We start from the raw sequence: 13,979 nt of genomic DNA, 5'->3' as shown, positions 1-13,979 counted from the left end.
CCAGATTACCCGTCGGCTCCGGCCTGCTCCGACCCTGCGTGGTCGGCCCGCAGCTCGCCGATCGCGGTCTCGAAGTCCTCGAGGGAGTCGAACGCCTGATAGACGCTGGCGAAGCGCAGATAGGCGACCTCGTCGAGATCGCGCAGGGGCCCGAGGATCGCCAGGCCGATCTCGTTGGCGTCCAGCTGCGAGACGCCGGTCTGGCGGACGGCCTCCTCGACCCGCTGGGCGAGGACCGCGAGATCCGCCTCGGTCACCGGCCGCCCCTGGCACGCCTTGCGCACGCCGGAGATCACCTTGTCACGACTGAACGGCTCCATGACGCCGCTGCGCTTGATGACGCTGAGACTGGCCGTCTCGGTCGTCGTGAACCGGCCTCCGCACTCCGGGCACTGCCGGCGCCTGCGGATCGACAGTCCGTCATCGCTGGTGCGCGAGTCGATCACGCGGGAGTCGGGGTGTCGGCAGAACGGGCAGTGCATGGTGTTACAGCGTAGCCGCTGCGTCGTCGCCTTCCTGGAAGCGCGCTTCGATCGCCTCGCCGTGCGCCGGGAGGACCTCGGCGTTCGCGAGCGCGACGACCCCGGCGCGGACCTCGGCGAGGGCCGCGTGATCATAGGAGATGACCTGCTGCGGGCGCAGGAAGGTGTAGGCGCCGAGACCCGGCGCGTAGCGCGCCTGGCCTCCGGTGGGCAGCACGTGATTGCTGCCGGCCATGTAGTCGCCGAGGCTGACCGGAGTCTGGTCGCCCACGAAGATCGCGCCGGCGCTCGTGAACGCGGCTGCCGCCTCCTCGGCATCCTCGAGGTGCAGTTCGAGGTGCTCCGGAGCGTAGGCGTTGCTGAAGGCCGTGGCCATCGCGCGGTCGTCGACGAGGACGATCGCCGACTGCTCCCCGTTCAGCGAGACGCCGACGCGTTCGGCGTGCCTGGTGGATGCCGCGAGTCGCTCCGCCTCGGCGGCGACGCGCTCGGCGAGGTCCGCGTCGTCGGTGACGAGCACAGCCGAGGCCTGCTCGTCGTGCTCGGCCTGGCTGACGAGGTCGGCGGCGATGAGGCGCGCGTCGGCGGTGCGGTCGGCCACGACGAGGATCTCGGTCGCACCGGCCTCGGAGTCGGTCCCGACGACGCCCGCGACGGCGCGCTTGGCGGAGGCGACGTAGTTGTTGCCTGGTCCGGACACCACGTCGACCGGGTCGAGATCGAGGTCCGCCACGCCGTGGGCGAAGGCGCCGATGGCTCCTGCCCCGCCCATCGCATACACCTCGGTGATGCCGAGAAGGCCCGCCGCGGCCAGGATCACCGGGTGGATGCGACCGTCCTGATCCTGCTGCGGAGGCGAGGCGAGGGCGATCTGCTGGACCCCTGCCACCTGCGCGGGGACGACGTTCATGATGACGCTCGACGGGTATACGGCCTTGCCGCCGGGGATGTACACGCCGACGCGGCCGACCGGCTGCCAGCGCTGCGTGATCTGCGCTCCGCGGCCGATCCGGGTGACTCGGGACTCGGGAACCTGGGCGGCGGATGCCTGTCGCACGCGGTTGATCGCCTCGTCGAGTGCTGTGCGGATCTCGGGCGTCAGCGCGGCGACGGCATCCTGGATGTGCTCGGCCGGCACGCGGATCTCGTGCCCGGTGACCCGGTCGAACTTCTCCGCTTGCGCGCGCAGGGCCGCCTCGCCCTGTGTGCGGACGTCCTCGACGATCCGCGCCGCGGTCTCGAGCGCTTCCGCGCGCGCCTGGGCGGCGCGCGGCACGGCGGCGAGCATGTCCGCCGGCGAGAGCTCGCGCCCCCGCAGATCGATGGTGCGCACGTCAGCCCTTCGTGATGTCTGCGATGTCGTGCAGGAAGCCGATGCGGCCGTCGTCGTGCCGCACGACGTAGGCGCCGCCGCGATCCTCGATGACGAGGGCCCACGCGTCCGGACCGATGCGGAACAGCGGCTCTCCCCGCTCGTCGAACACGTCGCGTTCGGTCGGAGCCAGCGCCCAGAACGGCTGGAGCTGGTCCGGCTCCGGCGCATCCGACTGATCGGTCGCGGTGCGGGCGTACCCGGGGACGTAGTCGTCGTCGAGCTGCGGCGATGACCCGGGCTCGCCTCCGGCCGCGTGATCGGTCAGCGAGATGCTCGCAGCGGGCTCTTCCCGCTCGTGCGTGACCTCGTCGATGTCGACGTCGTCCAAGAGCTCGGCGATCACGGCATCCGCCTCATCGTCATCGTCGTCATCCAGGGTGATCGCGTTCGCGGGGATGCGGTCGGCCGGCTCGTCGTCGCCCGGCGCGACCGGTGCAGCCGCGACTGCGGCGGGCTCCGGGCGGGTGTGCGGCGCGACGGGGCGGGCCGGGTTCGCGTTGCGGTGGGCGAGAGTGATGAGCCGTCCACGGAAATCATCGCGGATGCCGGGGATGAAGGGGGCGAAGACGGTGAGCAGGACGAGGGCCAGAGCAAGAACCAGCTCGGCGATGACCACCCAGCTGAAGACGTGGTCCCCAGGCAGCAGGACCGCGGAGAGCATCGCCCACGTGCGATCCGCCCAGTAGACCGCCACGACGGCGAAGGCGACGGAGGCGAACTGGTCGACGCCCAGCGACCCGACGCGCCGGATGCCCTCCGGCGAGAACCTGCGCAGCACGAGGAGGAAAGCGGCCGCCGTCGGCAGACCAACCGGCAGCAGCCAGGAGATCCCCTGATTCCAGATCGATCCCGCGCCGAGCTCCGCGTACAGCGGGAAGAACGACACGACGAGCATGAGCGCCCACGCGATTACGATGAGCAGCTCGCGCAGGGTGAAGCCGAGGATGCCGTGCTGGGGCACGATCTGTTCGGCGTAGAGCACGCCATCGTCCTCGGAGAACAGCTCTTCAGGTGCGTCCGTACTCATGAGTCCCTACCCTACCCGAGGCCGCCGAGTCCCACCCGGGGCAGACCTGCCCGTCCGGGCTGCCCGACTCACCCGAGACAGGCGGGGCCGAGCAACGACTTGAGGTCGCCGAACAGGTCGGCGGACACCTTGACGGGCATCGGCACGTCGAACACTTTCGCCGTCTGTCCGCGGTGCACCCGGAGGATCACCTCGGTCTCGCCATTGTGCCGGCGGAGGACCTCGGCGAGCTCGTTCATGACGTGCTCGGTCGCGCGCTGCTCGGCGAGGAGCAGCGACAGCGGACCTGCCGCGTCGAACGAGCCGACGTCGGGTGCGAACGCCGACTGCGCGTGCAGGTTGAGGCCGTCATCGCGCCGCGACACACGACCGCGGACCGCGAGGATCGCGTCCTGCTGCAGCACGTGCTGGAACTCGGTGTAGGTCTTGCCCATGAACATGATCGTGACCTCGCCGTTGAAGTCCTCGACCGTGATCATGCCGTACGGGTTGCCGCTGGCCTTGGCAACGCGGTGCTGCACGCTCGTCACGAGACCCGCGACCGTGACCTGGTCGCCGTCCTGCAGGTCTTCCGACGCGAGCAGGTTGTGGATCGAGATCGACGCGTGCTTCGCGAGCGGCACCTCGAGGCCCGCGAGCGGGTGGTCGGAGACGTACAGGCCGAGCATCTCGCGCTCGAAGGCGAGCTTGTCCTTCTTGGTCCACTCGGGACGGTCGGGGACCTTGGCGGGCGGCGCATCCTCGTGCTCGTCGTACAGGCTGTCGAAATCGAATCCGATCGCGCCCTGGGCCTCGTTGCGCTTCTGGTCGACGGCGGCCTCCGTCGCGTCCTCATGGATCTCCATGAGCGCTCGGCGCGTGTCGCCCATCGAGTCGAACGCGCCCGCCTTGATCAGAGATTCGACCGTGCGCTTGTTCGAGACGTGCAGCGGCACCTTCTTGAGGAAGTCGTGGAAGGACGCGAAATTCTCCTTCTCGCGCGACGTCACGATCCCGTCGACGACGTTGCTGCCGACGTTGCGCACCGCACCGAGCCCGAAGCGGATGTCCTCGCCGACGGCGGCGAAGAAGTTGATCGACTCGCGGACGTCGGGCGGGAGCACCCGGATGCCCATGCGACGGCACTCGTTGAGGTAGATCGCCATCTTGTCCTTGGAGTCGCCGACGCTCGTGAGCAGAGCCGCCATGTACTCGGCGGGGTAGTGCGCCTTGAGGTACGCCGTCCAGTACGAGACGAGGCCGTAGGCGGCCGAGTGCGCTTTGTTGAAGGCGTAGTCGGAGAAGGGCAGCAGGATGTCCCACAGGGCCTTGATCGCAGCCTCGCCGTAGCCGCGCTCCTTCATGCCGCCCGAGAAGCCCTCGTACTGCTTGTCGAGCTCGGACTTCTTCTTCTTGCCCATGGCGCGGCGCAGGATGTCTGCTTGACCGAGGCTGAAGCCGGCGACCTTCTGCGCGATCGCCATGACCTGCTCCTGATAGATGATCAGGCCGTACGACTCCTCGAGGATGTCGGCGAGCGGCTCAGCGAGTTCGGGATGGATCGGCGAGATCTCCTGGTGGCCGTTCTTGCGCAGCGCGTAGTTCGTGTGCGAGTTCGCACCCATCGGACCCGGGCGGTACAGGGCGATGAGGGCCGAGATGTCGCCGAAGTTGTCGGGCTTCATCAGGCGCATCAGCGAGCGCAGCGGCGGGCTGTCGAGCTGGAAGACGCCGAGCGTGTCGCCACGGGCGAGCAGGTCGTACACGGCGCGGTCGTCGAGCTCGAGGTGCTCGAGGTCGACCTCCTCGCCGCGGTTCATGCGGATGTTGTCGAGGGCGTCCGAGATGATCGTGAGGTTCCGCAGCCCCAGGAAGTCCATCTTGATGAGGCCGAGCGACTCGCACGACGGGTAGTCGAACTGCGTGACGATCTGACCGTCCTGCTCGCGGCGCATGATCGGGATGATGTCGAGCAGAGGCTCGGACGACATGATGACGCCGGCCGCGTGCACACCCCACTGACGCTTCAGCCCCTCGAGACCGAGCGCGCGGTCGAACACCGTCTTCGCCTCGGGATCGGTCTCGATGAGGGCGCGGAACTCGCTGGCCTCCTTGTAGCGCGGGTGCGCCGAGTCGAACATGCCGTCCAGCGGCATGTCCTTGCCCATCACGGCCGGGGGCATGGCCTTGGTCAGGCGCTCCCCCATGCTGAAGGGGAAACCGAGGACGCGGCCGGCATCCTTGAGCGCCTGCTTCGACTTGATGGTGCCGTAGGTGACGATCTGCGCGACGCGCTCGGATCCGTACTTCTCGGTGACGTACTCGATGACCTCGCCGCGGCGACGGTCGTCGAAGTCGACGTCGAAGTCGGGCATGGAGACGCGGTCGGGGTTGAGGAAGCGCTCGAAGATGAGGCCGTGCTCGAGGGGGTCGAGATCGGTGATCTTCATGGCGTACGCGACCATGGAACCGGCACCGGAGCCGCGCCCGGGGCCCACGCGGATGCCGTGGTCCTTGGCCCAGTTGATGAAGTCGGCGACGACGAGGAAGTAGCCGGGGAAGCCCATCTGCAGGATGATCCCGACCTCGTACTCGGCTTGCTTGCGGACCTTGTCGGGGATGCCGTTCGGGTACCGGTAGTGCAGCCCCGCCTCGACCTCCTTGATGAGCCAGCTGTCCTCGGTCTCGCCGTCGGGCACCGGGAAGCGGGGCATGTAGTTCGCCGAGGTGTTGAACTCGACCTCGCACCGCTCGGCGATGAGCAGGGTGTTGTCGCAGGCCTCAGGGTGGTCGCGGAAGAGCTGGCGCATCTCCTGCGCCGTCTTGATGTAGTAGCCGTCGCCGTCGAACTTGAAGCGGTTCGGGTCGTCCATGGTCGACCCGGACTGCACGCACAGCAGCGCCGCGTGCGCGTCGGCCTCGTGCTGGTGCGTGTAGTGCGAGTCGTTCGTCGCCACCAGCGGGATGCCGAGGTCCTTGGAGATCTTCAGCAGGTCGCTGATCACGCGCCGTTCGATCGACAGACCGTGGTCCATGATCTCGGCGAAGTAGTTCTCCTTGCCGAAGATGTCCTGGAACTCCGCCGCCGCCGCGCGCGCCGCATCGTACTGACCGAGGCGGAGCCTGGTCTGGATCTCGCCCGACGGGCAGCCCGTCGTCGCGATCAGGCCCTTCGAGTACTGCTGCAGAAGTTCGCGGTCCATGCGGGGCTTGAAGTAGTAGCCCTCGATGCTCGAGAGCGAGCTCAACCGGAAGAGGTTGTGCATGCCCTCCGTGGTCTGGCTCCACATCGTGGTGTGCGTGTAGGCGCCGGAGCCCGAGACGTCGTCGCTCTTCTGGTCGGGTGAACCCCACGCGACGCGGGACTTGTCGCTGCGGTGCGTGCCAGGGGTCACATAGGCCTCGAGCCCGACGATCGGCTTGACCCCGGCGTTCTTCGCCGCGTTGTAGAACTCGAAGGCCGCGAAGGTGTTGCCGTGATCGGTGACGGCGATCGCCGGCATGCCGTAATCGGCGGCCGCCTGCGTCATCGCGTTGATCTTCGCAGCACCGTCCAGCATCGAGTACTCGCTGTGAACGTGAAGATGTACGAAGGAGTCGGATGCCACGATTCGAGTCTACGTCGGGGTACCTACACCGGCATCCGGACGGGCCGTGCTCGGGCGCCGTCCGGATGCCGCCGCCTGCGAGAGCTCGTTCTGAGATCAGGCGTCGCCGCGCAGCACGTCCAGCGCGTGCACGAAGTCCGCAGGGTACGGCGACTCGAACTGCACCCACTCCCCCGTCGTCGGGTGCGTGAACGCGAGCCTGTGCGCGTGCAGCCACTGCCGGGTGAGCCCGAGCCTGGCCGACAGCGTGGGGTCGGCGCCGTACAGCGGGTCGCCGACGCAGGGATGCCGGTGCGCGGCCATGTGCACGCGGATCTGATGCGTGCGTCCCGTTTCGAGGTGGATCTCCAGCAGCGAGGCTCCGGGGAACGCCTCGAGCATCTCGTAGTGCGTCACGGACGGCTTGCCGTCGGGGACGACCGCGAACTTCCACGAGTGGTTGGGATGGCGCCCGATCGGTGCGTCGATCGTGCCCGCCAGCGGGTCGGGATGCCCCTGCACCACGGCGTGATAGATCTTCTCGACCGTGCGCACCTTGAAGGCGTGCTTGAGGGCGCTGTAGGCCGACTCGGACTTCGCGACGACCATCAGTCCGCTGGTTCCGACGTCGAGCCGGTGGACGATACCCGCGCGCTCTGCGGCGCCGCTGGTCGCGATGCGGAAACCGGCGCCGGCGAGAGCGCCGAGCACAGTCGGGCCGTCCCACCCGAGCGACGGGTGCGCTGCCACACCGGTGGGCTTGTCGATCACGACCATGTCATCGTCGTCGTAGACGATGCCGAGCTCCGGCACCTCGACGGGCACGATCGTCGGCTCCTGCTTGGGCGCCCACTCGACCTCCAGCCACGACCCGCCGCGCAGCCGATCCGACTTGTCGAGCACCGCGCCATCGAGGCGGACACCGCCCGCGGCGGCGACCTCAGCGGCGAAGGTGCGCGAGAATCCGAGCATCTTGGCCAGCGCTGCATCCACGCGCGTTCCGTCGAGCCCGTCCGGGACGGGCAGCGATCGCGACTCCACGATCAGGCTTCTCTCTGGGCGACCTCGGGCTCGCCGTCGCCCGAACCTGCGGCATCCGCCGACTCGACGTGATCCTTCTCGCGCGTGCCGTCGAAACGGATGCCGAGGACGACCAGCAGCGCCACGGTGATCATGCCGCAGACGATGAAGATGTCGGCGACGTTGAAGATCGCGGGCATCATCCACGGCATGGAGATCATGTCGACGACGTGGCCCACGGCGAACCCGGGCTCGCGGAAGAAGCGATCCGTGAGATTGCCGAGCACCCCGCCGAGGAGGCTCCCGAGCACGACAGCCCAGATCCGCGATCGCAGGTCGAAAGCCTTCCAGATGATCACGACGGCGACAACGGACAGCGCGATCGTGAAGATCCAGGTGTAGTCGGAGCCGATCGAGAACGCCGCGCCGGGGTTGCGCACGAAGTACAGCTGGAGGAACTCGCCCAGCACCGGCACGACTTCGTGCAGCGGCAGGTGCTCGACGGTGAGGTGCTTCACGAACTGATCGGCGGCCAGCACCAGTGCCGCGAGGATCGCGACGATGATGCCGGCCGCCGAGCGACGAAGGGGACAGCGTTCAGCCAAAGGGCTGACCTACAGTCCGATCGCAGAGACCGGGGTGGAGTCCGTCGTGTTCGACTTCTCGTCGAGGTCGCGGAGCTGGCCCTCGATGTAGCTGCGCAGCTGCGTGCGGTAGTCGCGCTCGAAGTTGCGCAGCTCGGTGATGCGCGCCTCGAGGGCGTTGCGCTCGCGCTCGAGGCGTGCCGACTCTTCGCGCTGCTTGGCCTGTGCCTCGGTGCGGATGCGCTCGACCTCGGACTCGGCCTCGGAGATGAGCTGCTTCTTCTTCGACTCGCCCTCGGCGACGTGCTCGTCGTGCAGGCGCTGGGCCAGCTCGATGATGCCGGCCGTCGCGGAGGTGGACCCTGCGGCGGCGGCCGGAGCCGCAGGAGCTGCCGCGACCGGTGCGGGGACCTCGTCGACGACGGCGGAAGCGGGCTCCTCGCCCTTCGCCTCGGCTGCCGGCTTCTCGCCGGACTCGTATGCGGCGAGCTTCGCCTTCAGCTCGGCGTTCTCGTCGAGCGTCTTGCGCCACTCGACGACGATCTCGTCGAGGAAGTCATCGACCTCGTCCGGGTCGAAGCCGTCCTTGAATCGGACGTGCTGGAACTGCTTGGTGACGACGTCATCCGGGGTCAGTGCCATTTTCTCGGCTCCTCTTTCGATGAGTTCTGCTGCCAGTGTCTGAAGCATGGCTTGTGTGGATCCGGCGCGTACCCGGGGCGCGCACCTCCGTGCAAGCATAGCCCCCGATCAGATGAACTGCCTCACGATGGCCATGAGGATGAGCACGGCGAGGATCGTGAACGTGAAGCCGAAATCCAGTGACAGCGTGCCCATGCGCAGCGGAGGGATGAAGCGCCGGAAGAGACGGATCGGGGGGTCGGTGACCGTGTAGACGACCTCAGCCGCCACGAGGCCGGCGCCCTGGGGCCGCCATTCGCGGTTGAACAGCGGAATGTAATCCAGGATGAGCCTCGCGAACAGCACGAAGATGTAGATCAGCAGGACCAGATGGACGATCGAGGCGATCCAGGAGAGCGCGGCCACGGATCAGGAGTGGTCGAAACCCGCGGATTCCGGGTCTGCGCTGGCGATGCCACCGTGCCCGGAGACGGCGATGTTCTCGGGCGAGAGCAGGAACACCTTGCTCGTGACGCGCTCGATGCGCCCGTAGAGGCCGAGCGAGAGTCCGCTCGCGAAGTCGATGAGGCGACGCGCGTCGGCGTCGGACATCTGAGAGAGGTTGATGATGACCGGCACGCCCTCGCGGAAGCTCTCGGCGATCAGCTGCGCGTCGCGGTACTGCTTGGGGTGCACGGTGAGGATCTCGTTGACAGCGCCGGCGGAGGGCTGCTTCACGGCGACCGGGCGGCGCAGCGGGGTCACGGGCGCGGCGACGACCTCTTCGTGGTCGCGGTCGCGATCGCGCTCGCGGTGGGCGCGTGCGGGAGCCGCCTGCTCTTCGTAGGCTTCTTCCTCATCGGCCAGGCCCAGGTACACCATGGTCTTCTTCAGCGGGTTTCCCATCGTGTCCTCCGTGTTCGACGTGGGCTGATCTGTTTCGAGGTTAACCCCGGCCAGGCCGGGGTCCGGTTATTGCCGACCCGATCCGCAGGTGTGTCGCACCTGCCGCGATCGCCTCGGCGAAGTCGCCGGTCATTCCGGCGGAGATCCAGGTGGCATCCGGCTCGAGCGCGCGCACCGCTGCGGCGATGCCGTGCAGTCGTTCGAAGGCCGGGGCCGGGTTCTCGTCGAGCGGAGCGACGCCCATGACGCCGCGCAGTCGCAGCGAGGGCAGCGTGAGGACGTGCTCCGCCAGGCGCTCGACATCGGCGGGCGCGACGCCCCCGCGTCCGGTGTCGTCGGTGAGATTCACCTGCACGAGGACGTCCAGCACGTCATCGTCATCCGCCGCCCCGTGCAGGGCGTCGGCGAGCTTGACGCGGTCGACCGAGTGCACGGCATCCGCGCTGCGGCGGATCGCCGCCGCCTTGTTCGTCTGCGCCTGCCCGATGAAGTGCCAGCGCAGTCCGTCCAGCGCTGCCTCGGCGCGCTTGGCCGTGAGCTCCTGCTGCCGGTTCTCGCCCACGTCGCGCACGCCGAGCGCGTGCAGCTCGTGGACGAGGGACGCCGGATGGAACTTCGTCACCACGATCCGGGTGATCCCGGCCGGGTCGCGCCCGGCCAGACGCGCGGCGTCGGCGATGCGCGCATCGATCGCCGACAGCCGCGCGGAGAGGCTCACTTCAGGAACTCGGGGATGTCGATGTCGTCGTCCGCGAAGGCCGGCTCGAGGCTCGTGGTCGGGATGCGCGGCGCCGGCTGCGTCGCGGCGGGCTCGGCAGTCTGCGCCTCGGTCTCGTCGTCGGACAGCGTCACCTCGGGCAGGGAAGCCGGCTCCGGGCGCGAGACGACCATCGGGTCCAGGCGCAGCGACGGCTCGCCGCCGTCGAAGCCTGCCGCGATGACGGTGACGCGCACCTCGTCGCCGAGCGTGTCGTCGATGACGGTACCGAAGATGATGTTGGCCTCGGGGTGCGCGGCCTCCTTGACGAGGTCCGCAGCGTCGTGGATCTCGAAGATGCCGAGGTTCGATCCACCCTGGATCGACAGCAGCACGCCGTGCGCTCCTTCGATGGATGCTTCGAGCAGCGGGGACTCGACCGCGAGCTCGGCGGCCTTGATGGCGCGGTCGGCGCCACGGGCGGAGCCGATGCCCATGAGGGCGGAACCCGCACCCTGCATGACCGACTTGACGTCGGCGAAGTCGAGGTTGATGAGGCCGGGCGTGGTGATGAGGTCGGTGATGCCCTGCACACCGGCAAGGAGCACCTGGTCGGCCGTGGCGAACGCCTCGATCATCGAGATGCCGCGGTCGCTGATCTCGAGCAGTCGGTCGTTCGGCACGACGATGAGGGTGTCGACCTCTTCCTTGAGCTTCGCGACGCCGGCCTCGGCCTGGCTCTGGCGGCGACGGCCCTCGAACGAGAACGGCTTGGTGACCACACCGATGGTCAGCGCGCCGATCGACTTCGCGATGCGGGCGACGACCGGTGCGCCGCCGGTTCCGGTGCCACCGCCCTCGCCGGCGGTCACGAAGACCATGTCGGCGCCGGTCAGTGCCTGTTCGATCTCCTCCGCGTGGTCCTCGGCGGCGCGACGGCCGACCTCGGGGTCGGCGCCGGCGCCGAGTCCGCGGGTGAGCTCGCGCCCGACGTCGAGCTTGACGTCGGCGTCGCTCATCAGCAACGCCTGGGCGTCGGTGTTGACGGCGATGAACTCGACGCCGCGCAGGCCGAGTTCGATCATGCGGTTGACGGCGTTGACGCCGCCACCGCCGACGCCGACGACCTTGATCACGGCGAGGTAGTTCTGGTTCTGGCTCATGGCCGGCCTCCGATTGTCGAGCCTGGAAAGAATGTGAACCTTAAACCTCAACTAGAGGTGTAAAGTATTTCCCGGTATTGCGTTCTCTTGATCGACGGTAAGCGCCGTTCCCGCGCGCGCGGGCAGCGACACGGGCGTGTCGCGCGTTTCCCCTCGCAAACGAGCGGATCGGGACGTCAGCCGACGACCGGCACCTGCGGGGACGAGACATCGATGCTGCGGGCGTCGGGCTTGGCGACGAGGACGCTGCTGAGGGTGACGCTCTTGAGGACGGAGTCCTCGGAGCTCCCCCACACGACGGTGAGGCCGGTGGACAGCTTCAGCGTCACGTCGTCCAGCGTGCCGGCGGTGACCTCGGTCAGCTGCGCCCGCAGCTCGTCGGGCAGAGAGCGGACGACGAGTCCTGCGGCCTCGAAGACGTCCGACCCCGGGCCTCCCTCGACATGCAGGATCGGCTGCCCGTCCGGCACCTGCTCGGTCGTGCTCAATGCGACGCCGGCGGCATCCACGAGCGTGTACCCGGCATCCGACTCGATGACGCCGATCGGTGTGCGCTCGACGATCCGCACGGTGAGGTCATGCGGAGGCTTCGCCTCGAGTGCGTAGGTCTCGATGAGTGGGAACGCCAGCAGAGCCGCCTTGACCTCGCTGTCGTCGACGAGGGCGAGAGGCCGGCCGATCTGGTCGGACAGCGCGGCCTCGACGGTCGCCGCATCGAGTCTGGAGGCGCCGGCGACCGTGATCCGCTCGACGGCGAACAACGGGCTGTACGCGGCGATGACGCTCCCGCCGATGAGGAGCACGACCGCGCCGAGGGTGCCGAGCCACACCATTCGCCGGCGACGCGACCGCTGCGTGAACCGCCTGATCTCGGCGCGCAGGCGCTTGCGGCGCGCACGGGCGGCCTTCCAGACGTCGCGTGCGGTGAGCCCTTCCAGGCTCTCCCGTTCGTCGAACGCATCCGGGTCGCTGTGCTCATCCACCCGGTCGGGCATCCTCTGCTCTGCGCCCGCATCCCCGGCACGCAGGTCGGCCCGTTCGCGCGACGCACTGGGGCGGCGGGGCCGCGCCGGAGCGGACTGCGCCTCCTCCGGCGGAGTCGGAAGCGGGGCCGGGCGACGCACGGGTCAGCCTTCTGCGTTCTGCCGCAGCGCCTCGAGCACCTGCGGGATGATCAGGTGGACGTTGCCGCAGCCCAGGGTGATCACGTAGTCGCCCTCGCGGACGATCGAGGCGGTGTACTCGGCCGCCTGCTGCCAGTCGGGCACGTAGTGCACGTGTCCCTGGTCGGCGAATGCCCCGCTGACGAGTTCTCCGGTGACGCCGGGGACGGGGTCCTCGCGGGCGCCGTAGACGTCGAGCATGACCGTGTGGTCGGCGTGCGTCTCGAGCACCTCGGCGAATTCCCGGTACATGTGCTGGGTGCGGGAGTACGTATGCGGCTGCTGGATCGCGATGATGCGTCCGTCGCCGACGACGCCGCGCGCAGCCTCGAGCGCCGCCTTCACCTCGGTGGGGTGATGGGCGTAGTCGTCGAACACGCTGACGCCGCGCTCGACGCCGTGCAGCTCGAACCGGCGGACGGTCCCGGCGAACCCCTCCACTGCGCGCACGGCGTCGACCAGCCCGTAGCCGAGCGAGAGGAGGACGGCGACCGCGCCGGCGGCGTTGATCGCGTTGTGGACCCCGGGGACGGCGAGCTGCATGCGCTCGGTCTCTCCCCCGCGTGCGATGGTCGCCGCGACGGGACCCGTGGCAGAGATCTCCGTGAGGCGCACATCTGCGCCCTCGGCGGTGCCGAACGTGATGACGTTCGGGTGCGAGAGGCCTGCTGCGACGCGCAGCGCTCCCGGATCGTCGCTCGAGATCACGACCGCTTCGGTAGCGGCATCCGCGAATCGGATGAACGCGTCGTGGAACGCCTCGTCGGATCCGTAGTGGTCGAGGTGATCGGGGTCGACGTTCGTGATCAGCGCGATGGCCGTGTCGTAGAGCAGGAAGGTGCCGTCCGACTCGTCGGCCTCGACGACGAACAGGTCGTCCGCCCCGGAGGCGCTCGAAGTCCCGAGCTGCTCGATGACACCGCCGTTGACGAAGTTCGGATCGGCGCCGAGCGCCTGCAGCGCCGTGACGATCATGCCGGTCGAGGTCGTCTTGCCGTGGGCGCCCGCAACGGAGACGAGCCGGCGCCCTCCGATCAGCCAGTGCAGCGCCTGAGAGCGGTGGATGACGTGCAGTCCGCGTTCTTTCGCGGTGACGAACTCGGGGTTCTCGGGCCAGATCGCGCCGGTGTGCACGACCGTGTCGGCATCTCCGAGGTGCGCGGCGTCGTGGCCGACGTGGACGGTCGCCCCCGCGGCGGCGAGAGCCTGTAGATTGTCGCTGTCGGCCCGGTCGGATCCGGAGACGCGGATGCCGGCATCGAGGAACATCTTCGCCAGGCCGCTCATGCCGGAACCGCCGATCCCGATGAAGTGGGCTGCGGTGATGGACTCCGGGATCGGGAGCGAGAGGTCAGGTCTGATCATGTCGGATCCA

13 protein-coding genes are annotated in these 13,979 nt (G+C 68.6%); all 13 read right to left on the bottom strand.

The genetic code is table 11. The features are described from left to right. Window positions 1–5: 5 nt before the first annotated feature. Window positions 6–482: a transcriptional regulator NrdR gene (gene nrdR, locus KEC56_RS09440; protein WP_175988069.1), complete on the bottom strand. Its 477-nt coding sequence runs from the start codon at window positions 480–482 to the stop codon at window positions 6–8. Window positions 483–486: 4 nt separating this feature from the next. Beyond that, window positions 487–1,815 (bottom strand): histidinol dehydrogenase, encoded by a 1,329-nt coding sequence (gene hisD, locus KEC56_RS09435; protein WP_227530768.1) that lies wholly within the window; start codon window positions 1,813–1,815, stop codon window positions 487–489. Window position 1,816: 1 nt separating this feature from the next. Further along, the gene (locus tag KEC56_RS09430; RefSeq protein WP_227530767.1) at window positions 1,817–2,884 is read right to left on the bottom strand and encodes a hypothetical protein; all 1,068 of its coding nucleotides are present in this window, start codon (window positions 2,882–2,884) and stop codon (window positions 1,817–1,819) included. Window positions 2,885–2,952: 68 nt separating this feature from the next. Then, on the bottom strand, window positions 2,953–6,471 hold the full coding sequence (gene dnaE / locus KEC56_RS09425; RefSeq protein ID WP_175988063.1) for a DNA polymerase III subunit alpha: 3,519 nt from the start codon (window positions 6,469–6,471) through the stop codon (window positions 2,953–2,955). A 96-nt stretch (window positions 6,472–6,567) separates the two neighbouring features. Next, window positions 6,568–7,491, bottom strand: coding sequence for an RluA family pseudouridine synthase (locus tag KEC56_RS09420; RefSeq protein ID WP_227530766.1), 924 nt, complete (start codon window positions 7,489–7,491; stop codon window positions 6,568–6,570). Window positions 7,492–7,493: 2 nt separating this feature from the next. Next, the gene (lspA, locus tag KEC56_RS09415) at window positions 7,494–8,075 is read right to left on the bottom strand and encodes a signal peptidase II (RefSeq protein WP_227530765.1); all 582 of its coding nucleotides are present in this window, start codon (window positions 8,073–8,075) and stop codon (window positions 7,494–7,496) included. Between the two features lie 9 nt (window positions 8,076–8,084). Continuing rightward, window positions 8,085–8,696, bottom strand: coding sequence for a DivIVA domain-containing protein (locus KEC56_RS09410; RefSeq protein WP_175988060.1), 612 nt, complete (start codon window positions 8,694–8,696; stop codon window positions 8,085–8,087). A 108-nt stretch (window positions 8,697–8,804) separates the two neighbouring features. After that, window positions 8,805–9,101, bottom strand: coding sequence for a YggT family protein (locus KEC56_RS09405; RefSeq protein WP_227530764.1), 297 nt, complete (start codon window positions 9,099–9,101; stop codon window positions 8,805–8,807). A 3-nt stretch (window positions 9,102–9,104) separates the two neighbouring features. Next, the gene (locus KEC56_RS09400; protein WP_227530763.1) at window positions 9,105–9,581 is read right to left on the bottom strand and encodes a cell division protein SepF; all 477 of its coding nucleotides are present in this window, start codon (window positions 9,579–9,581) and stop codon (window positions 9,105–9,107) included. Window positions 9,582–9,621: 40 nt separating this feature from the next. Beyond that, window positions 9,622–10,299 carry a YggS family pyridoxal phosphate-dependent enzyme gene (locus KEC56_RS09395; RefSeq protein ID WP_227530762.1) on the bottom strand — a complete coding sequence of 226 codons (678 nt, stop codon included), beginning with the start codon at window positions 10,297–10,299 and terminating at the stop codon, window positions 9,622–9,624. Next, the gene (ftsZ, locus tag KEC56_RS09390) at window positions 10,296–11,441 is read right to left on the bottom strand and encodes a cell division protein FtsZ (RefSeq protein WP_175988056.1); all 1,146 of its coding nucleotides are present in this window, start codon (window positions 11,439–11,441) and stop codon (window positions 10,296–10,298) included. The genes KEC56_RS09395 and ftsZ overlap by 4 nt, the downstream gene beginning before the upstream one ends. Before the next feature lie 176 nt (window positions 11,442–11,617). Continuing rightward, the gene (locus KEC56_RS09385; RefSeq protein ID WP_227530761.1) at window positions 11,618–12,565 is read right to left on the bottom strand and encodes a cell division protein FtsQ/DivIB; all 948 of its coding nucleotides are present in this window, start codon (window positions 12,563–12,565) and stop codon (window positions 11,618–11,620) included. A gap of 3 nt (window positions 12,566–12,568) precedes the next feature. Beyond that, window positions 12,569–13,969 carry a UDP-N-acetylmuramate--L-alanine ligase gene (gene murC / locus KEC56_RS09380; RefSeq protein WP_227530760.1) on the bottom strand — a complete coding sequence of 467 codons (1,401 nt, stop codon included), beginning with the start codon at window positions 13,967–13,969 and terminating at the stop codon, window positions 12,569–12,571. Window positions 13,970–13,979 lie beyond the last annotated feature (10 nt).

The sequence above is a fragment of the Microbacterium tenebrionis genome, from assembly GCF_020682665.1.
GTDB classification, from domain to species: domain Bacteria; phylum Actinomycetota; class Actinomycetes; order Actinomycetales; family Microbacteriaceae; genus Microbacterium; species Microbacterium tenebrionis.
Note: the sequence above shows the minus strand (reverse complement) of the source record. Positions and strands in the feature narration are given on the sequence as shown.